This is a genomic window from Chelativorans sp. J32 (genome assembly GCF_000518985.1).
GTDB lineage: Bacteria > Pseudomonadota > Alphaproteobacteria > Rhizobiales > Rhizobiaceae > Chelativorans.
Genome location: NZ_JAEQ01000004.1, coordinates 326,942 through 346,645 on the forward strand (window position 1 = coordinate 326,942; position 19,704 = coordinate 346,645).

The 19,704-nt window shown below is 56.6% G+C and carries 21 protein-coding genes and 3 tRNA genes; 17 read left to right on the top strand and 7 right to left on the bottom strand.

What is annotated here, in order from left to right:
* Positions 1-25 precede the first annotated feature (25 nt).
* The 6 genes from CHEJ32_RS0108915 to CHEJ32_RS0108940 all read left to right on the top strand — a co-directional run bounded on the left by CHEJ32_RS0108915 (position 26) and on the right by CHEJ32_RS0108940 (position 1,643).
* Positions 26-99: transfer RNA gene (locus CHEJ32_RS0108915), tRNA-Gly, on the top strand.
* Between the two features lie 68 nt (positions 100-167).
* Positions 168-587, top strand: coding sequence for a hypothetical protein (locus CHEJ32_RS27090; RefSeq protein ID WP_156936653.1), 420 nt, complete (start codon positions 168-170; stop codon positions 585-587).
* Between the two features lie 122 nt (positions 588-709).
* Complete coding sequence (locus tag CHEJ32_RS0108925; RefSeq protein ID WP_028033562.1) at positions 710-970, top strand: DUF2171 domain-containing protein; 261 nt, start codon at positions 710-712, stop codon at positions 968-970.
* A gap of 125 nt (positions 971-1,095) precedes the next feature.
* Positions 1,096-1,172: transfer RNA gene (locus CHEJ32_RS0108930), tRNA-Pro, on the top strand.
* 72 nt (positions 1,173-1,244) lie between these two features.
* Positions 1,245-1,550, top strand: a complete 306-nt coding sequence (locus tag CHEJ32_RS0108935) for an ETC complex I subunit (protein ID WP_028033563.1) — start codon at positions 1,245-1,247, stop codon at positions 1,548-1,550.
* A gap of 16 nt (positions 1,551-1,566) precedes the next feature.
* Positions 1,567-1,643: transfer RNA gene (locus CHEJ32_RS0108940), tRNA-Arg, on the top strand.
* Positions 1,644-1,825: 182 nt separating this feature from the next.
* Here CHEJ32_RS0108940 and CHEJ32_RS27095 read toward each other — a convergent pair.
* Both CHEJ32_RS27095 and CHEJ32_RS0108945 read right to left on the bottom strand, forming a co-directional pair.
* Entirely contained in the window at positions 1,826-2,146 is a 321-nt protein-coding gene (locus CHEJ32_RS27095; RefSeq protein ID WP_156936654.1) for a hypothetical protein, read from the bottom strand.
* A gap of 190 nt (positions 2,147-2,336) precedes the next feature.
* Positions 2,337-2,654: a hypothetical protein gene (locus CHEJ32_RS0108945; protein WP_028033564.1), complete on the bottom strand. Its 318-nt coding sequence runs from the start codon at positions 2,652-2,654 to the stop codon at positions 2,337-2,339.
* Positions 2,655-2,899: 245 nt separating this feature from the next.
* Between CHEJ32_RS0108945 and CHEJ32_RS0108950 the strand changes: the two genes are divergently transcribed.
* The 5 genes from CHEJ32_RS0108950 to CHEJ32_RS24280 all read left to right on the top strand — a co-directional run bounded on the left by CHEJ32_RS0108950 (position 2,900) and on the right by CHEJ32_RS24280 (position 9,445).
* Positions 2,900-4,351, top strand: coding sequence for a glycosyltransferase family 1 protein (locus CHEJ32_RS0108950; protein WP_156936655.1), 1,452 nt, complete (start codon positions 2,900-2,902; stop codon positions 4,349-4,351).
* Between the two features lie 119 nt (positions 4,352-4,470).
* A complete protein-coding gene (locus tag CHEJ32_RS0108955; RefSeq protein WP_198023843.1) occupies positions 4,471-5,559 on the top strand; it encodes a glycosyltransferase in 1,089 nt (362 codons plus the stop codon).
* A 479-nt stretch (positions 5,560-6,038) separates the two neighbouring features.
* Entirely contained in the window at positions 6,039-6,818 is a 780-nt protein-coding gene (locus CHEJ32_RS24275; RefSeq protein ID WP_156936656.1) for an FkbM family methyltransferase, read from the top strand.
* A gap of 305 nt (positions 6,819-7,123) precedes the next feature.
* On the top strand, positions 7,124-8,713 hold the full coding sequence (locus CHEJ32_RS0108965) for a DUF6311 domain-containing protein (protein WP_028033567.1): 1,590 nt from the start codon (positions 7,124-7,126) through the stop codon (positions 8,711-8,713).
* Between the two features lie 312 nt (positions 8,714-9,025).
* Complete coding sequence (locus CHEJ32_RS24280) at positions 9,026-9,445, top strand: hypothetical protein (protein ID WP_051469559.1); 420 nt, start codon at positions 9,026-9,028, stop codon at positions 9,443-9,445.
* A 269-nt stretch (positions 9,446-9,714) separates the two neighbouring features.
* Here the strand turns inward: CHEJ32_RS24280 and CHEJ32_RS0108975 are convergent, their stop codons facing one another.
* The 4 genes from CHEJ32_RS0108975 to CHEJ32_RS0108990 form a co-directional block, all read right to left on the bottom strand.
* A complete protein-coding gene (locus CHEJ32_RS0108975; RefSeq protein ID WP_028033568.1) occupies positions 9,715-10,056 on the bottom strand; it encodes a hypothetical protein in 342 nt (113 codons plus the stop codon).
* A gap of 75 nt (positions 10,057-10,131) precedes the next feature.
* On the bottom strand, positions 10,132-10,350 hold the full coding sequence (locus tag CHEJ32_RS0108980; protein WP_028033569.1) for a hypothetical protein: 219 nt from the start codon (positions 10,348-10,350) through the stop codon (positions 10,132-10,134).
* Between the two features lie 42 nt (positions 10,351-10,392).
* Positions 10,393-11,040 carry an acyl-homoserine-lactone synthase gene (locus tag CHEJ32_RS0108985; RefSeq protein WP_028033570.1) on the bottom strand — a complete coding sequence of 216 codons (648 nt, stop codon included), beginning with the start codon at positions 11,038-11,040 and terminating at the stop codon, positions 10,393-10,395.
* 136 nt (positions 11,041-11,176) lie between these two features.
* A complete protein-coding gene (locus CHEJ32_RS0108990) occupies positions 11,177-11,905 on the bottom strand; it encodes a LuxR family transcriptional regulator (protein WP_084032735.1) in 729 nt (242 codons plus the stop codon).
* A 97-nt stretch (positions 11,906-12,002) separates the two neighbouring features.
* On the opposite strand from CHEJ32_RS0108990, the gene CHEJ32_RS0108995 reads away from it, so the two are divergent.
* Complete coding sequence (locus CHEJ32_RS0108995) at positions 12,003-12,257, top strand: hypothetical protein (protein WP_028033572.1); 255 nt, start codon at positions 12,003-12,005, stop codon at positions 12,255-12,257.
* Positions 12,258-12,833: 576 nt separating this feature from the next.
* On the opposite strand, the gene CHEJ32_RS0109005 is transcribed toward CHEJ32_RS0108995, so the two are convergent.
* Positions 12,834-14,000: a cystathionine beta-lyase gene (locus CHEJ32_RS0109005; RefSeq protein WP_028033573.1), complete on the bottom strand. Its 1,167-nt coding sequence runs from the start codon at positions 13,998-14,000 to the stop codon at positions 12,834-12,836.
* Positions 14,001-14,235: 235 nt separating this feature from the next.
* Between CHEJ32_RS0109005 and CHEJ32_RS0109010 the strand changes: the two genes are divergently transcribed.
* The 5 genes from CHEJ32_RS0109010 to CHEJ32_RS26670 all read left to right on the top strand — a co-directional run bounded on the left by CHEJ32_RS0109010 (position 14,236) and on the right by CHEJ32_RS26670 (position 19,687).
* Entirely contained in the window at positions 14,236-15,258 is a 1,023-nt protein-coding gene (locus CHEJ32_RS0109010) for an amino acid ABC transporter substrate-binding protein (protein WP_028033574.1), read from the top strand.
* 109 nt (positions 15,259-15,367) lie between these two features.
* Positions 15,368-16,558, top strand: a complete 1,191-nt coding sequence (locus CHEJ32_RS0109015; protein ID WP_051469561.1) for an amino acid ABC transporter permease — start codon at positions 15,368-15,370, stop codon at positions 16,556-16,558.
* Between the two features lie 10 nt (positions 16,559-16,568).
* Positions 16,569-18,065, top strand: coding sequence for an amino acid ABC transporter permease (locus tag CHEJ32_RS0109020; RefSeq protein WP_028033576.1), 1,497 nt, complete (start codon positions 16,569-16,571; stop codon positions 18,063-18,065).
* Between the two features lie 12 nt (positions 18,066-18,077).
* Positions 18,078-18,881, top strand: a complete 804-nt coding sequence (locus tag CHEJ32_RS0109025; RefSeq protein ID WP_028033577.1) for an amino acid ABC transporter ATP-binding protein — start codon at positions 18,078-18,080, stop codon at positions 18,879-18,881.
* Between the two features lie 54 nt (positions 18,882-18,935).
* A protein-coding gene (locus CHEJ32_RS26670; RefSeq protein ID WP_156936657.1) for an IS5 family transposase occupies positions 18,936-19,687 on the top strand; the annotation gives its coding sequence in 2 pieces (ribosomal slippage) (positions 18,936-19,266 and positions 19,266-19,687; 753 coding nt in all).
* The last annotated feature ends 17 nt before the right edge of the window (positions 19,688-19,704 follow it).

The following is a 19,704-nucleotide window of genomic DNA, read 5'->3' on the forward strand; positions in this document are numbered from 1 at the left end:
TTGCTCGAATAGGTGTGCATTCGCCGCGGGCATGGTGAAATGGTATCACAGGAGCCTTCCAAGCTCTTAGTGCGGGTTCGATTCCCGCTGCCCGCTCCAAACTCCTAACGGAACCTACAGCACGCTCTCTGGTTGGGTCGCCAAAACCCATCTCGGAAGGAGAGCACATGCGCAAAACACTTTTAGCAACATCGGCTCTTTTGTTGGTTGCCGCCTTTCCGGCCGCCGCACAGGACACCAGCACCATGCGGGTATGGAGGCTTGTCCCTCAAGGCCAGGCCTACGCGCCGGGAGACTGTGTCGAAGTATCGGGCGGAACTGAACAGTTCCATCCCTCCGGCCAGGATACGCCCTCACAGCAGGGAGCACCCGGCCAATGTCCTCCAGGGATGGCACCCGCCGACCAGCTGACAACCGGCTCTACCAGCGATGAGGGCGAGGAGGATTCAGTTACCGGAGATCAGGACGATTCTTCCGGCCAGGCTGACGGCGCCGGCTCTGGCGGCGCTGATACCGGCGGTTCCGCTGGCGACGCGGGTGGCGGCGGTGCCGGAGGTTCTGACACCGGCGGTGCTGCAAGCGACTGATTGATCAGAGTTCTCAATCCCCGGCGGCCTGGTGCTGCCGGGGAAATCAATTGAACATCAGCCGGTCTGAAGGTCGATGCCGGGCCCTCGTGGCGGCTGGGCTCCCAAGTTTGGAGGCAGAAATGGTGAACGCAACTGAGATTCGGGAACATGCGGAAGTCATCGGTGCCGATGGCGTGCATGTCGGGACCGTAGACCGCGTGGAAGGTGACCGCATCAAGCTGACAAAAGCAGACAGTGGCGAAGGCATGCATGAGGGGCACCATCATTTCGTGCCACTCGGCCTGGTCGCCGATATTGAGGGCGACAAAGTGCGGCTCTCGGCCAATGCCGACGTGGCAATCATGTTTGAAGATGAGGAAGACGGCAAGCCGGTAGAGTAAGGGCCTCGGCAGGCGATCGGTAACCGTTTTGTGCCCGGTCGCCGCAGATTTCTTGTCCGCATCTAACCCGTGACAGTTTTCGCACTTGCGCCCGAGCCCTTGAGAATATAGGGGTTTCTCCGCTTCGGAGCGTAGCGCAGTCTGGTAGCGCATCTGGTTTGGGACCAGAGGGTCGCAGGTTCAAATCCTGCCGCTCCGACCATGACAATCCAGGTGCCGGCCGAGGCGCGCCGGCCATTTTGCCGTAACGTTGAAAGAACGGGGAAAATTGTCAGTGTCCGCGCGCATCTACAGCCCTTCGAGAACCGCCATGCAGTCCGGCACCGCCAAGACCGGCCAGTGGGTGCTCGAGTTCGAGCCGGAGACGCCGCTTAAGATCGATCCGCTGATGGGCTACACCAGTTCCTCCGACACGCGGCGGCAGGTGCGGCTGAGCTTTGCCACAAAGGAAGAGGCGATTGCCTACGCCCAGCGCAATGGTATCGCCTATTTGATCGAGCCCGAGAAGCCAGTGCGGCGGCGACAGGTTTCCTACGCCGAAAATTTCCGCTATGACCGCAAAATTCCTTGGACGCACTGAATAGCGCGTCCGCAGCGGCCCCGTAGCTCAGCTGGATAGAGCACCGGCCTTCTAAGCCGATGGTCACAGGTTCGAATCCTGTCGGGGTCGCCATGAAATCAATATGTTAGCTTATCCCGCCGACCAGAGTTCCAACTCGCCCGGAAAGCGAGTTCCAACTTTTCATCACGCTTTGTTCTGATTTCGCAGTCTCTGCCGGCCAATCCTGCGGGCACCTGTACTGGCAGAGTTGTGGGGCTGCATTACGCCCATGCGGCCTGGTGGGGCGTTTCGGCTCAAACGGCCGACAATGCGCCACTTTTGAACGCGGTTTCAGCTCGCGTCGATGCCGCTATTGCAAGCGATGGTGGAAGGCCCACGGTCGAGATCCTTTCCGGAGAACTCCCTGTGAGTTCGACATGGGCGGTCCGCCCCACAGCCAACATCCGCTTGGAGGTCAAAGGGCAACGGTCATCCTTCAGTGGCGCCAGTTTAAAACCTGCGGCTGCTTTCACGTCCGGTGCTGTATTCCACGTTGACGGTAATGCGACGGCACGGCGAGCAAGATCGAGAAGATCTACATCGGTAATTTCACGAATGGTTTTCTGCTCAGCCATATTCGCCAGTGCGAGTATCGCCGGGTGTCGGTCCGGAATGACGGTACGGAGCAACCTATAACACATGCGTCTCCATCACGCAGAACGGCGGCTTCACGGAGGATTTGAACCTCTATGACTGCCAACTTGTGAACAACAATTTGGTCAATATCCCTTCGAACACCGCCACCTTCACCGGCGACACATGAATTCAGTCAACGGGCTCAGATTCCACGGGGATTGCGTCTTCTATGCCGGTGGTGTCCGTGTGCGAATCTTCGCCGGAAACGGTTCCCGTGTTGGAGATGTGTTCTTCAACCCCGTTCTCCAGATGGACGGCACCAGTTACAAGGATTTCCAGATGATAACGGCTAGCGCGCCCTCGCAGGCCGGGAGCGTAAAGGTACGCGGAGCGTGGATCGCCGGAAGCAGCAACAATCAGGTTGAGATAACCGCCAATGCTATCGGCAAGATCGATAGCATTGAGTTCCGCGGGAACTGGTTCAAGGGTGGAAGGAAAGGTTCTCAACGCCGACAACCTGCTGGGCCGAAAATCAGGTAACGGATATCTCTAATCCGAGCGGTCCAGCGATGCAGATCAGGATGTCAGGTGGCGCACATGCGGGACAACATCGTGATCAACACCGCAGGTAAACGATCCAGTTCTTGGCTACTACTCTTGATTCCTGTGATGACTACTCAGATAACAGGCAACCTATCCCGGCGCTATCGTACGAGGCGGGTGACGATCACATCCACCTGAGGATTAGCTCCTTGCTCATCCACTACGCCTCCTATAGAGCCACTCCAAAGGTTGCTTATGCCGACATAACAATGAGACCGATGCCCAATTTAAACCGTAGGCGCATCTTGCTGGATCTGAGTACCTCGTTGCAATGGCGGGGCAAGCATGCTGTCGGTATCGTAAGAACCGAACGCGAAATCGCGAAGAGGCTTCTGGTAGACCCCGATCTTGACGTCCTGCCGGTAATCTTCAACGCTGGGCGTTTTCTCGCTTTGGATCCCGTTCTGGCTGAGGAACTCATAACAGTTGACGATCGAACTGAGCCGCAAGCTATTCCTGAGGTGGTCCCCAAGCCCCTCCAGAAGAATCGCACAGTTTCGCCGTTGAGGCTTTTGGGAGCCGCTGCGCGGTTCATAGCTCGGACACTGGTAGAATTGGTTCCTGCGGGTGGGCGGGAAGATTTTAGGCTAGCGCTAGTCCATTTAAGGGAGGTTGTCCGCAAGATCCTCTACGGCTCGCCGAAGAGCGATGATCCGCAAGCCGCGCCAGTAGCTGAACGCCCGATAGATCTCAGATTTGTTGTCGACCCCTCTGACAACGATGTCTTGTTCTTAGGGGGCTTGGGTTGGGATGTCATTGATTGCCGCAGTGTGGCGGCGATCAAACGCCAGTCCGGGATGAAGGTGGTTTCCATCATGTACGATCTTATCCCTACCAAGATGCCGCATTTCCTGGGCGGCAATCCAAAGGATTATTTTCTGAATTATTTTCTGCATATGGTGGACTTGTCAGATCATATCTTTTGTATTTCGCAGACGACCCAGTCTGATCTTGTCGAATTCTGCAATCTGAATAATCGAACGTGCCCTCCTGCCTCTGTGATCTATCTGGGCTCGAACATTCCTGCGCTGCCTGACCCCCGCGGTATTCAGCCCGATGAAATTAGAGATCGGTTAAGTCGCGGTCGTTTCGCGCTGGCTGTTGGGACGTTTGAAGTCCGCAAGAACTACGCCTTTCTTTTGTCACTGTGGGAAGATTTGCTGGAGGATCCCGAGTTCGATTTGGACCTCGTGATAGCGGGAATGCCGGGTTGGGGGGTGGATGACATTCTTGCAAAGCTTGAGGCCTCCCCCCATTTCGGGAAACGGATTTTTTGGTTCAAACGTCTTTCTGATGGTGGTATTTCTTGGCTTTACGAGAAATGCCAGGTCTTCGTATTTCCGAGTCTCTATGAGGGGTGGGGCTTACCCGTGATCGAGGCGCTCCAGCATGGCAAACCGGTTATAGCTTCCAACCGGGGGTCGGTCCCTGAAGCAGGGTTGGGAGTTGCGAAAATCCTCGATGTTTGTGAGCCGGAAGCCTGGAAGGACGAAATTCGAAGGCATGCCGTCTCGCGAGTAACGCTTCCTCCAAACATTCCGCTACCGACATGGGAGGATGCCGCTCTGACCGTGAAATCAACCCTCGTTGGGCTCAAATGACACGTTCCCGCGTTCTTCACCTAATCCCGTTCCCTATTGAAAACGCCAGACATGGCGGTCAGATTAGAGCTAGGGAGACCAATGCAGTTTTGAGAAACGCTGGTTTCGAGATAACCACGATGGAGATCTTCGACGCCAGTGCATATTCCCCACACATTCCGGCGGTGGATCTCAGCGACGCCCTTTCTACTGGCGAATGGGAGCTCGATTGGAGGCTGAGAGACTATATTATTGGTGCGGCGTTAGCGCAGGACGATGCGGCCTTCGCTGACTTTGTTTCGAAGATTCCATCGGATATCGATTTGATTGTTCTCGAGGAGCCTTGGTTTGGTCCAGCTGTCCTGCGCCTAAGGAAAGACGGCCATACTTCTGCGCCGATCATCTTCAATTCGTATAATGTCGAGTATATCGCAAAGGCAAATATCCTGCGCGAAACAGACTTAGACAGCAAAAAGTACACCCAACAGATCAAGGCAGTTGAAAGAAGCCTAGTTCGGAGAGCGGCTGTTTGTACTGTAGTGACGGAGAACGACGCCGACCTCTACTCGAAATTTGGTGGGTCCGAGATAGTCATCGCTCCAAACGGCACTATAAGACGCAAAATGAGCCATTTGAAGGGTGTGCGCTATCACGGGATCGACCCGAACTCCGAGTACGCCCTGTTCGTAGGAAGCGCCCACCCGCCAAATGTCGCGGGGTTTCGCGAGTTAATTTTGGAATCGTTAGAAGCCCTGCAATCTCATCAGCGGATTGTGGTCGCAGGAAATGTTTGTGATCCTCTCTATCAGATAGTGGTTGGCTCTGAGAGGCCGAGAATTTGTCGCGACCGTCTTTCGCTTGTGGGCCAAGTTTCGGAATTTGAGCTCAGCGCCTTGATTGCGAATGCCTCAGCAATTTTGTTGCCGATAACATATGGCGGGGGGTCCAATCTCAAGACGGCGGAAGCCCTAGTCTCGGGAAAGGTGGTAGTAGGCACGCGCCAGGCATTCCGCGGCTATGAAGCATATCTCGATGCACCAGGAGTCATTTTGGCCGACACCTTACCGGATTTCAAAGCTGCCGTTAGACGCGCGTTAGATGCAACAAGGTCAGAACCCATCGTACGGTCCGGGGTCGAAGAGCTTCTATGGTGCTCCACTCTTCAGCCAATTGCCTCGGCTGCCCAGCGCCTACTTTATGGGAAGGGGCGCGGACTAGCAGCAGCCTAACGCCGACGACTCTTTTTTTCTGAAGAACGCAACGTTCTCTTCGATTCTCATTTCCTTCGACTGCCCATGGTAGCGCTGAACCGCGAGTTTGTAGTCCCTTAAGGATATATAGCAGCCCGAATCTGCCCAGGCCTGCACCCATGCATGATCATCAGATGTTCGCCCGCCGAACCATCGTTTAACGATGTGCATTGGCAATCTCTCCGTTTTTTCGGACCCAATCAGTTGCGGTTTCTTGACCATAACGCACAATACAACCACAATGAGGCGGAAGGTCGGGAGGAGCGCTATTGGGAATATTGTCGAGACTTGGCCTGGCCAAAGCTTACCATGACGAGCCGGCACCGCCAATACAGCAGGCGGTCTCTCGCGACGCTTTAAGCTTAGGGCTCTATCATTCGTTCTTGAACGCAGAGGAAATCGTCCTTCGGCATGAGGATCGGGGGCGAAACAGCGTGCCAGGCCATCTGGTGAATTATTTGGGTGTTGCCACGGACATCAGATACGTCGGTGCGTTTTCGCATTTGGGTGGCGTCGTAGAGGGACCTCCTATCCCCTGCAACAATCATGCCGAGCTGGTCGAATGGGCGGCCGTGCTGAGGGCCGTGGAGCTTTCGAATCAATGCTTCACGGTCGTAGAATTAGGCGCGGGGTGGGGGTGCTGGATGGTGAACTCAGCCGTCGCTGCTAAGCGTCTCGGAAGGGATGTGTACGCCATTGGCGTTGAAGGTGATCAAGAACACTCGAGGTTCATAGCCGAACATGCATTCAAAAACGGTCTCGCCCCGAGAGAATTCGATGCAGTGAATGGAGTCGTTGGGCCCGCCAAGGGGGTGGCATTGTTTCCCGTCGTGGAGCAATCTTGCCAATCCTATGGGCAGGAGCCTCAGTTCTTCGATTCCGACGATTCAGCGCGGCGGTTCCTCGAACAAGCCGTGGGTGATTACATATCAACCCCAATTCTAGCGCTGGAGCAGGTACTTGGTGGACGCGATCGCGTCGACCTTCTCCATATAGATATCCAGGGTGCTGAGGCCACATTCATCAAAGAGTGCATAGGTAGTCTCGATCGCCGTGTTGCGTACATTGTTGTGGGGACACATAGCCGCGCAATAGAGGGGGAGTTGATCAACTTCCTCCATGCAAGTGGCTGGCGCATGGAGTTTGAAAAGCCTTGCACTCTATCCGTCGATCCAAGCGGAAGCTTCTCGAACATTCGTGACGGGACGCAGGGGTGGCAGAATTCTAGGCTGTTTTAGGCGTAGTTGACCATTAAGATCCACGATCAGTGCGGTCGTGGCTGACCGCACTTTGCTCCACTTACGAAAGAAACCGCGGCTCCATGCCAACGAGCGCGGCCGATTGCCACCCTTCGCCACCTGAAATTGGAGACTTACCATGGACCGCACTGCACCAGCCGGTGCGGGACCTGCTTGACTTCATTCGTAAGACTCAGGTTGAACGCGTTCAAGCCTCGCCTTCGCGGATGATGAGTCGCCTCAGTTGCTAAGAGAATGCATTCCGCATAAGCCCTTCGAACGAAGTGCATCGCAGGGGAAAACAAATGCACCGAAAGACGTGGCGGATGAATCCAGATGGGTGGGGGGCGGCCTTTATCTCCATTGCTCTCGCGTGGGCCTATTTCGAAGTCATATTCCCCGGTGCTCGATTCATCTGGGGCACCAGCAGTTACTGGCAGACTCACATACAGGATGTCACTCAGTACATCTCAGGGCTAACGGCATTCCGTAACGAGCCTTGGGGTTTGCCGTTGCTGCGGATCAACTCTATCAACTGGTCTACTGGGACATCAGTGGCATTCACGGATGCAATTCCGTTGTTTGCGCTGGTATTGAAAGTCCTAGGGCCGATTGCACCTGAAAATCCTTTTGGAATTTGGGTGTTGCTTTGCTTCCTGCTTTTAGGGCTCGCGACATGGTGGGCGTTAAAGCAGTCCGGTCAAATCAATTGGATCTCATTGATTCTGGCGGTTGGTCTCTGTGTTCAAATGCCCGCGCTTAGCTACAGGCTCGGGCATCTAAGCCTAATGGCCCACTTCCTTATCGTACTTGCAATAGGATTGTACTTTAGAGACCGCTTGAGGGGCTATGTCAGTACGGTTGGCTGGGGATCTCTTGTGCTGCTTTCCTTCTATATTAACTTCTACATCACGGCGATGGTGCTTACAATCATGGTGGCGGCTGCAGCAGACCTTTGCCGTGACGGTCATTGGTCGGGGATCTGGCGCTACGGCTTGGCGTTTCTCCCGCTCGCTATAACCTTTCCCATCATGTTCGGGTTTGGCTTCGGATCGTCGGTCCAAGAGGGGGGCTTTGATTATTACTCCATGAATTTGCTCGCCCCCCTCGTCGGGGGTAGTATCATTGATTTTCCTAGTTATTCACTTGGGACCATTGGTCAATCTGAAGGATACAACTATTTAGGATTTGGGCTTCTAGGTGCGTGCGCAGCGGTAGCGTTCGCGCGGAATGCACTACCACTCCGTCAGATCGGTCCGTCGCTTATCGCGGCCTGCATCATTCTCACCGGCTATGCAGTATCGAATGATGTTTATGCTGGGCCGCTGCACCTGATCCATTGGGACGTACCTTGGCCTCTTACCGAGATTACTGGAACCTTCCGCGTATCCGGTCGCTTTTTTTGGCCCGTCTCCTACGTTCTCGCCTTTGTAGTAGCCCTTGCGATTGCAAGAATGAACGCGAGGCGTGCTGCGGTCGCTTGCGTCGTGATATTAGCCGTTCAATGGATAGACCTTGAAACCGTTAGGGCCAGGGCACAGGCGACATCACAACGTCCCGCGGAAATCGTTGCTGACATTGATGCCTGGTCTACATCGTTGAATGGAGTAGAAACTATATATTTCTACCCCAAGTTTCGATGCGGCAAGGCCGACCATGCTGAGATTTTGCCGATCCAACTAATCGCGTCTAAGCTACATCTAAAAATTACGACTGGTTATTTGGCTAGGTATGTGCCTGATTGCAACGCTGAGGCTACCGAGATTGCTACCGCGGGCCTCGAGACATCCGCCTTCGTCTATTCGATGAGCGATTTCAATCTTGAGGAAGCCAAAGAAAGAGCACCGCGTGAAGCAGTTTGCCACCAGCAGGACAAATGGATTCTTTGCCGCTAGCGCGGAGGGGCAGTATCATAAAAATTGAGGCAACCGAACCGCGGTTGCTCGGCGGCCCAGAGATCTACTGAACTCGAAGTTTTGAGACGAAGGTAAACTTGCAGAAGCATGTCAATGTCAGCTGAATGAGAAATCAGCACGGCGAATAGCACCCACACGGCTGCTGCAATCAAATTCCACTGCCATCCCCCCGCGCGCGAACTTTTTGCGTCTAGGGTTAACGATATCCCGAAGCCCTCTTAGGGGGACGTTCACTTACCTGCGGGGCGGTTTTAACCCGCCCTCTGTTCTGACGGCTTAAAAGGACCCGACATGGACCGCACCGTACCAGCCGGCGCGGCGATCCTGCTCGACTTCATTCGCAAGAGCGAGGTCGGGCGGAAGGCGTACGACGTAATCTATGCCTACAAGCAGCACAAGCTCGCGCAGCCGCTCACCAGCATAACAATCGGCGAGATCGTGGATGCGCAGAAGTTTTGGTCGAAGAACGGCCGGCGGCTATTGTTCATGCGAGCCACGCTGATCGACCTTCCAAGGAACTGCATGTTCGCGGCGATCAGATCTTTGACTCCGAATCTACAAGACCGGCTCGACTACCACCTCCTGAAGCGGAGGGGCTACGAAAGCTTCATGGCTAGCACGATCAACCAGGAGGAGTTCGGCAAGCGCCTGGCGCAAGATGGGCCTCTCTGCCGGTTCTGGTGGCCAAACGTGGCGCAAGGCGGATGGTAGGGAGAGGGCAGAGCTTTTACGCTGGCGACGGACTCAACAAGACGCTTGTCGATCCTGTTGAGTTCGAGATGGTGCTGCAGGTGGCGAAAGCAGCCGGGAACGGACACACAGCGCCGTGCCCCTCGGCGATTGTGGCTCTGTTCGCAGCGCTGGCCGCTTGCCTACGTCGCTACCGGGACGAAAATAATCTGGCCGAACTTTACGGGAGCCGGGCAAATACCCGCCTCACTAAGGTTCAGAAGGGCGCGCATTACCGCGCCTCTTTCTGACTATGGCTTTGGGATCATTTCGCTGACAGGAGCCCATCCGACTATGCGTTGCCCTTCGACGAGCTTCAGCGGTGAGATGATTGCGCCGTTCTCCTCGTCCGGCAGGTGATCAAACCATCCAGTTGCATTGCATCCATCCGCTCTGACGAAGGGGTTTTCCTGCAACACTGGCGGTTCGCTCCATAGCGGGAAGTCGTTTAGGTAATCCGCTGCAAAGCAGTGCATCTCGCCTGCGGAATTCGCGGTCACGACGATGAAGGTTTCCATCTCGCCGGCAGCAACTGGCGGCAAAGTATCGGCAGACCGGTACCGGATGGTCACCGGCTTCTTGATGGCCAACATAAGATTCTCCGAATATGAATGAGATTGCTGAGATCTGGCCGCGGAGTTTAACCGCGGCAGTGGGATGGTTGGCAGTTAGGAGTTAAGAGCCGAGTTGACGGGCTTAACGCGGCCTTCCATCGCCACATCTGCGGCCATGTCGATCATGTAGCCGAACAAGCGATTGTCGATTTTCTTCGCCATCGTGAGCGCCAGGCGGCGCGCCTCAAAAAGGTGCATGACGATGAGATCCTCGGTCGGAATCACCATCATGTGCGGGTCGGCTTTTGCCGAGCTGTTATCGTTGGAACTCATTATACGGATACTCCAGGCACGAAGCGGTTCGATTGTTGTTGATCAGGCGGCAAGCTGGCGCGGCGTAGCGCTATAGGGTGTAAAAACGGGCTCCGAGAAACCCAGGCGCTCTCGCATGCGCGACACGGCGCGCTCTGAGATCTCAAAGGCACCGCAGCAGACCGGAAATTTGCCATAGCCATCTGCGCGACCCACCTCGTCGAAGATGGCGCTGGACCTTTCATAGATGCGCTTCACGCGGGGCTCATAATTCGCAACCACCGTCTCGATGCCGTGGGCAAGGCAGCATTCCACCGTTGCCAGCAGAAGCAGACCGAATGCTTTACCTGGTGAGAGGCTCGGGAAATCTCTGGCGAGACTTTCCACATCAACGCACGATCGGGTAGCCTCCCAGATCCCCGGCGCTGAGAATGCAGCGGCATTCGGCATCGTGTCGCTAAAGACATCGCTCAGAAGAGTGGGGCCTGTTGTAGGCATCAATCTAAGCGAAGCATAGAGAACCTGCAGCTCCGGATCGCACCAAACGAGATAGACCGGACCAAGGCTGCCGTAGAAGTCTCGTTCCTGATCTCCTTTGACTGGGACGTCCCATCCCAGCACATCATGAAATACGCGCTTCCTGAGACGGAACATCTCCGCTAGGACAACCTCATTTTCAGCGTAATTGACCTCTTTGATTGTTGTGAACATTGTCCCCAACCCCCTTTTTTGTTGACGGCGGGGAGTGAATACTAGCTTCCAGGGGAGGGAAATTGCCCTGAAATGGCGTATCTATTTGGGGTGACCGCGGAGGGCATACAAAGATCGATACACCCGAATAGGGGTATTAACTCCCAATGACCCGGTGTCGTATAGCCTTTGCCACGGCTTGAGCCATCGTTGTGCAGTCAAGCTTGTGACGAATGGATTTCAGATAAGCTCGGACCGTGTTTTCGGAGAGTCCGAGGATCAGTGCAATGGAGGGGGAATCTTTGCCTTGGGCAATAAGAGAAAGACACTCGATCTCCCGCTCGCTTAGATGAGGGAACCGTTGTTCAGGCCCAAACGCCTCGATTACAGCTTTCTGGTGAACGATCTGCTCCAGGTCGACCAACGCGCCGCCGTTCTCAGCCGTAAAGCGTCTCCACTCCTCCTCCGGCATATTCGCGGTGATAGAGAACAGGGAGCGGCGGTTGGATTTATCGACAACCGGAACAGAGTATCCGCAGGTTCCAACATCAAAGGCGCGCGCATCGGCAAGAAGAGCTTGAGCCTCCGGTGTTACCGCAAGTTCAGTCCAGTCGAATGGCAGACGGCGGGAAAACCCTTCAAGAACGACTGGGTCGACCAAGAGGTATCGCTTAAGCAAATATCGGGCGAGCCATTCGGAGGAATATGTGCTCTTCACATAAGGAGCTTCTACGATGGACGAATTCGAGAAACCCAGGTGACACGTCACATGATGCAAGCTGAAAAAAGTTCTGATGGTCTCGATGGCAGTTTCGACACTATCCGCCTTCCACACCGCTTCACAAACCGATGGTGCGGGTTTCATTGAACCAAGCCTGTTATGCATGATCTCCCCTCAGATCTTGTTTGAGAGGCATGAGGCGGCATAACGCACACGCAATTCTTGCGGCGTAAAAGAAGGTGTAGCGATTAGAAGGCCGTTCATGCCTGATAGGAAATGGGACCGTATTCTTCAATCTGGCGAGCTCGCCCAACTCGCGCGAGAAGACCTCGTGCGAGATGTCGCGTCTGCTTTGCGGGACGGCTATCGCGCCGAGGCAAGCGCTGTCGCTCTGAAGCGTGCGCTCAGGCACGAGCGCATGAGCCAGAAGAGTGCAGCGAGCGCTGGCCACGCTCGTTTTTGGGTTGAAGTCTATCTTGCGCTGATCGCTGGGCGTAACGAGGAAATGCCTTGGTAGTATTGCCAGCATCAGGCTAGACAATTGCCCCACGGCACTACATCCCCGCGGCGTCAAAAAAAGACAATAATAACGGAATCCGGCTGCCGCTCATCAACGCGCCCCCAAACCTCGGCACAGCGACCGGAAGCAACCGATCGTTGTAATATCCCATACTCCCCAACCAGTAATAAGACTTATGACGCGGTAAGTTGCAAGAGGTATATCGGCGCCCGTTACAAAAGTTGAGGAAGGGAGTAGACTATATCCTGGCGTTCACATGCACCGATCGACTTGATGTCCTGGTCTTCACCGCAGTGCATATCCCTCACAAAGAACGTCGCAGGCAGTCTCTCCATCAGGCATCCCCACCCCAACCAGCGGCCGGCATACCGATCGCAAACACCTGAGTCCTCGAAGCGCAGAAAGCAGGGGATAGGGCTGGGGCGGATTTAGAGTTCAAGTTTCCCGGTCTGTTCATGCCTCCCGAAGAGGACAAACAGTCGGAACTTTGTTTGAATACATTTCGCTTTCGGATGGCCTTCTAAGCCGATGGTCACAGGTTCGAATCCTGTCGGGGTCGCCACTCTTGGACGCTTATCCTAGACCCGCTGCCTTCAGCCCGTTCGCGATATCGGCCTTGAGGTCTTCCACGTCTTCCAGTCCGATCTGCAAGCGGATCACAGGACCCGGATAATTGCCTTTGGCGATTGTGCGGTCGGCAAGTGAAACCTGAACCGCAAGGCTTTCGAAGCCTCCCCACGAATAACCGAGCCCGAAAAATTTCAAGGCATTCAGGAAAGCGTTTGCCTCATGGTCTCCGCCGCCGGTGAAGACGAAGGAGAAAAGGCCGCTCGCGCCTGAAAAGTCGCGTTTCCAGATTTCGTAACCGGGATGTGAGGGAAGGGCAGGATGGAGCACCTGCGCCACGCCCGGTTGACCCTCCAGCCAGTGCGCGATTTCAAGCGCGCTTTCCTGATGGCGTTCCAGCCGGACTCCCATTGTGCGCAGCCCCCGGAGAACCTGATAGACGTCGTCGGGCCCCGCGCATGTGCCGAGAGTGATGAAGGCGTCGTGCAGGCGCTTCCAGCAATTCTCGTTGGCGGAGACCGTGCCGAGGAGGACGTCCGAATGGCCGCCGGGATATTTGGTGGCCGCGTGAATGGAGATGTCCACTCCATGTTCGAGCGGCCGGAAGAAGACCGGCGTTGCCCAGGTATTGTCCATCATAACGATCGCGCCTTTCTGTCGGGCTACGGCCGCTATGGCTGGAATATCCTGCATCTCGAATGTGTTAGAGCCTGGTGACTCGGTGAAAACCACCTTGGTGTTCGATTTCATGAGCGCGCTGATGCCGCTCCCAATATGGGGGTCGTAATACTCCACCTCCACCCCAAAGCCCTTGAGCATGCTGTCTGCGAAGCGGCGGGTGGGCCCATAGACCGAGTCGACGATGAGCACGTGGTCGCCAGCGGCCAGGAAGGCGAGAAGCGGAACGGTAACCGCTGCAAGCCCGGAGGGCACGATGATGGTCCCGGCTGATCCTTCGAGCTCGTCCATGGCTTCCGCGAGAGCGTCCGTGGTCGGAGTGCCACGGGTCCCGTAGGTGTATTTCTGGTTGTGCGACTTCATCGTCTCGGCGTCCGGAAAGAGGACCGTCGAGGCGTGCACGACAGGCGGGTTAACGAAGCCATAGAAGGCACGGGGATCATTGCCGATATGGGCGAGCCTGGTGTTGATCCCGTCTTTCCGCTTGGTGGTCATTTTCGCCGTGCTCCGTGCTTTTCCGCGCTGATTGGCATGGGCTTAGTTATTCCAGGGCGCTTAAACAAGACTTGGGAACGTCCCGTCAATTGTGCGTAAGCTCTTGACCGGCGCTCATTTATTAAATTTGATGGGGCCGTGCTTGGGAGAAAAAGCCGTCGCTCGAGGGAGCGGATATCCGGCTTCTGCACGCAACTGGGGATAAGCCCTGCTTCTTAGAATAAGGGTCAACAACATGAAAAATCTCGTTAAGGCATTGCTCGGCTCCGTCGTGATCGCGTATGCCGCCATACCGGCCTCTGCCGCCACGCTGGATGACGTGAAGAACAGGGGCGCGCTGCGCTGTGGCGTCAATACCGGCCTGCCGGGCTTTGCTTCCCAAAATGACAAGGGCGAGTGGCAGGGCCTCGACGTCGATTATTGCAAGGCGGTCGCCGCGGCGGTGTTCGAGGGCGATGCGAGCAAGGTGCAGTATTCGCCGCTTTCGGCCGTCCAGCGCTTTCCTGCCCTGCAGAACAACGAAATCGATCTGCTGGCCCGCAACACGACCTGGACCATGAACCGTGATACGGCGCTGGGCCTGAACTTCGTGGGCGTGAACTATTATGACGGCCAGGGGTTCATGGTCCGCAAGGATCTGAACATCACCTCGGCCCTGCAACTGTCCGGCGCCACCGTGTGCGTGCAGGCGGGTACGACAACCGAGTTGAACCTGACGGATTACTTCCGTGCGAACAATATGGAGTTCAACCCGGTCGTCATCGAGCAGCAGTCGGACGTGAACTCCGCCTATGAGCAGGGGCGTTGCGACGTGTTGACGACGGACGCATCGGGTCTTTACGCGAGCCGGCTCGAGCTTGCCAATCCAGACGAGCATGTGGTGCTGCCGGAAATCATCTCGAAGGAGCCGCTGGGCCCGGTTGTCCGTCAGGGCGACGAGCAGTGGTTCGACATCGTGAAGTGGGTTCATTTCGGGCTGCTGAATGCTGAAGAACTCGGCGTGACCCAAGACAATGTGGAGGAGATGGCAGCGAATTCCGAGAATCCGGACGTTCGTCGGCTCCTGGGCAAGGATGGCACCTTCGGCCAGGATGTCGGCCTCACCAATGACTGGATGGTTCATGTCATCAAGGCCGTCGGCAATTATGGCGAGATTTTCGACCGCAATGTCGGTCCGAGCACACCGCTGAAGATCCAGCGCGGGCTGAACGCCCTCTGGACAAAGGGCGGGTTGCAATACGCCCCGCCGGTCCGCTGAGCGAACGGAAAGGAGCCGCGGCAATATCTGGCGCGGCTTCTCCGTTTAGCCGAGCTGTTGCAGGTCGTCCTCATTGAGGGCGGGCCTTGGCGCTGCATAGGCAAATCGCATGACTGTCGAGACTTCGAGCATTTCGCTGCCGCATGAGAGGGTAGGACTCATGCGGGATCCCCGCACGCGCGGGCTCATCATTCAGATCATGTTGATCATCGCCATTCTGGCTTTTGCCGCTTGGCTCATCAACAACACCATAGATAATCTGACCCGCGCTCATATCGCATCCGGTTTTGGTTTCCTTGAGTCACGGGCGGGCTTCGACATAGGCCAGGTGCCGATAACCTACACCGCGAATTCCACTTATGGACGCGCGTTGATGGTGGGCATCACCAATACGGTGATCGTCGCGGTGTCAGGCATCCTGCTTGCCACGATCGTCGGCTTCATCATCGGTGTGGGCCGCCTGTCGCGCAATTATCTCGTCCGTGCTCTATGCACCGTCTATGTCGAGATATTCCGGAACATCCCGCCGCTTCTGGTCATCCTGTTCTGGTATTTCGGCGTGCTTTCGGTCCTGCCTCTCCCGAGAGAAGCCTTCGAACTGCCGTTCGGCTCATATCTTTCGAATCGCGGCCTGCAGATGCCCGCGGCCAGATTCGAGCCCATCGCCGTATGGACACTCGTCGCCTTCGCGATAGGCATCGCGATGGCTGTTGTTCTTGCGCGGCAAAACAAGCTGCGGCAGATGCAGACCGGCGTGAAACGCCCGGTCCTGTGGCCCATTCTGGCTCTCGTGATCGGTTTGCCGCTTTTGGTCTTCCTGATCACCGGCCTTCCTGTCAGCTTCGAGCTGCCGCAGGCGACGCGCTTCAATCTGGTGGGCGGATGGCAGATCAAGCCGGAGTTCCTCTCGCTGTTTCTCGCGCTTTCCTTCTATACCGCGGCTTTCATCGCGGAGATCGTCCGCGCCGGAATCCTCTCGGTTTCCAAGGGGCAGACCGAGGCTGCGTCTGCCCTTGGGCTTACCCGGCGACAATCTTTGAGGCTCGTCATCGTGCCTCAGGCATTCCGGGTGGTCATCCCGCCATTGACAAGCCAGTATCTCAACCTGACGAAGAACTCGTCGCTGGGATTGGCCGTCGGCTATCCGGAACTGGTCGCCGTCGGCTCGACGGTCCTGAATCAGACCGGGCAATCGGTTGAAGTGGTGGCGATCTGGATGGTCGTCTATCTGGGGCTCAGCGTCGCCACGGCCGCGTTCATGAACTGGTTCAACGCTCGCGTGGCGCTTGTGGAGCGATAGGAGGCTTCCCGTGGAAGAACAAGTCGCAGCCTATGTCGCACGCGAGCAGAAGCAGCCCCTTCCGCCGCCGCCGAGCGAGTTCGGTACTGTGGCGACACTGAGGAAGAACCTTTTCGCAACGCCATTCGATACGATCATCACGATCGTGCTCGGGCTCTTCACCGCCTGGGCGGTGTGGCGGCTCGTCCAATGGGGATTTGCCACCGCCGTATTCACTGGTGAGAACCGCGAGGCATGCCTGGCGGGTGAAGGAGGTGCCGTCGGGGCGTGCTGGGCTTTTGTCCATGCAAAGCTCGGCCAGTTCGTCTACGGGCTCTATCCACTCGACCAGCGCTGGCGCGTCGATCTCCTCTTCGCCCTCCTCGCCGTGCTGATGGTGCCGTTGGCGATACCTACGGCTCCTTACAAGAGACTGAACGCGATCCTTCTGGTGCTCGTGTTTCCCTTCGTAGCGCTTGTCCTGCTTACCGGTGGAAACATTGGCCTGAGCGGCGGTTGGGTCGCATTTCTCTTCATCATCGCGGCATTCATATCCAGCGCTTTGGCGGCCGGGAACGTGACGGCATCCGCGAAGCTGTTGAAGGTCGCAAACGGCCTTGCATTGGTGGGGCTGCTGGTGCTTTTGGCTGCCAATGTCGTTGCGAGCGGCAGGGTCACCTTTCTTGATTTCCGCTTCTCTATGCTCTCGCTGTTCGCCTTCTTCTTGGCGCTCGGCTCGATCGGGGCAAGCGTCCTTTCCTCGCTCGGTGCGCGCGAACCCCGCCATGCCGGCGTGCTCCGCATTCTCCTTCCTCCGCTCGTAACGGCTGTCCTGATTGCTGTGCTTGCCGCCGATTTCGGTCTGCAACACGTTCCCACCAATCTCTGGGGCGGGCTGATGTTGACGCTCGTGGTGGCTCTCACAGGCATTGCCGCATCCTTGCCGGTCGGCATTCTGCTTGCGCTCGGAAGGCGCTCGCATCTGCCGGCCGTGCGGCTCTTTTCGATCATCTTCATCGAGTTCTGGCGCGGCGTGCCGCTGATCACCGTGCTCTTCATGTCCACCTTCATGATTCCGCTGCTTCTGCCGGAAGGGGTGACCTTCAACCAGTTGCTCAGGGCGCTGATCGGCGTTGCGATCTTCTCGGCAGCCTATATGGCGGAGGTGATCAGGGGAGGGCTCCAGGCAATTCCCAAAGGCCAGTATGAGGGTGCGCAGGCGCTGGGCCTCGGCTATTGGCAGATGATGCGTCTCATCATCATGCCGCAGGCGATAAAGCTGGTCATTCCGGGAATCGTGAACACCTTTATCGGCCTCTTCAAGGATACGAGTCTCGTCTATATTATCGGGCTTGCCGATCTTCTGGGCACCGTGCGCCGCGGCTTTTCGGATCCGAACTGGATAACGCCGACCACCGCCGCTACCGGCTTGGTCTTCGCGGGGTTCGTCTACTGGATCTTCTGCTTTGGCATGTCGCGCTATTCTATGTTCATGGAACGCCGGTTCGACACCGGCCACAAACGATAAGGGGAGAGCACAATGGCTGCTCAAAATCTCAACGCCGCCGAGGCCATCCAGGTCGATCGGTCCAAGCTCAAGATTTCCGATACGGAGGTCGCGATCGAGATCGTCGACATGCACAAGTGGTACGGCGATTTCCACGTGTTGCGCGACATCAACCTCAAGGTGATGCGTGGCGAGCGGATCGTGGTCTGTGGTCCGTCCGGATCGGGCAAATCGACGATGATCCGCTGCATCAACAGGTTGGAAGAGCATCAGAAGGGCAGGATCGTCGTGGACGGCATCGAGCTTACCAACGATCTGAAGAAGATCGACGAGGTGCGCCGCGAGGTGGGCATGGTCTTCCAGCACTTCAACCTGTTCCCGCATCTGACGATTCTTGAGAACTGCACCTTGGCGCCGATATGGGTCCGCAAGACCCCGCGCAAGGAAGCCGAAGAGATGGCCATGCACTATCTCAAACGTGTGCGGATTCCCGAGCAGGCGAATAAATATCCGGGCCAGCTGTCAGGCGGGCAGCAGCAACGCGTGGCCATTGCGCGCGCCCTCTGCATGAACCCGCGTATCATGCTGTTCGACGAGCCGACCTCGGCGCTCGACCCTGAGATGATCAAGGAAGTGCTGGACACGATGGTGGACCTGGCTCAGGAAGGCATGACAATGATCTGCGTCACCCATGAGATGGGCTTCGCCCGGCAGGTGGCGAACCGCGTGATCTTCATGGATCAGGGGCAGATCGTGGAACAGAACACGCCCGATCAGTTCTTCGACCACCCGCAGCATGAACGCACGAAGCTGTTCCTGTCGCAGATCCTGCACTAAGGCCTGTTGAGATTCAGGATTCCATGCCGCGCTTGTTCGTGATTCAAGCTTCGGATGGAGCGATTCGTACTGACTGACGCCCAATGGGCGAAGATGGAGCCACATTGCCTGGGCAAGCCGACGGACCCCGGGCGAAGCGGCAGCGACAACCGTCTGTTCCTCGAAGCGGTGTTGTGGATCGTGCGGACGGGCAGCCCGTGGCGCGACCTGCCCGCGCTCTTTGGTAACTGGAACACGGTGTTCAAGCGATACCGAGACTGGGTCAAAGCCGATATATTCGTTCGGCTTTTTGACGCGTGCTCCGACGAGCCGGATATGGAGTACGCCATGGTCGACGCCACCATCATCAAGGTCCACCGCCACGGCCAGGGCGCAAAAGGGGGACTCAGAGCCAGGCCATAGGCCGTTCCAAGGGCGGTATGACCACCAAGATCCTCGCGCTCACCGATGCGCTCGGTAACCTCGTGCGCTTCATTCTCCTGCCCGGCCATCGCTTCGATACGGTCGGCGTGCCGCCGCTCATTGACGGTGTCGCTTTCGGCGCGCTGATCGCCGACAAGGCCTTCGACAGCAATTCCATCGTCGCAGACCTGAACGAACGCGGCGCCAGGATCATCATCTCCCAGCACCCGCGCCGCGCTCAGCCTCTTGCTCTCGATGCGGAGATGTACAAATGGCGTCATCTGATCGAAAACTTCTTCTGCAAACTCAAAGAGTTCAAGCGCATCGCCATGCGTGCCGACAAAACCGACCAGAGCTTCAACGCCATCATCCATCTCGCAGCAGCCGTCATAAACTCCCGATGAATCTCAACAGGCCTTAG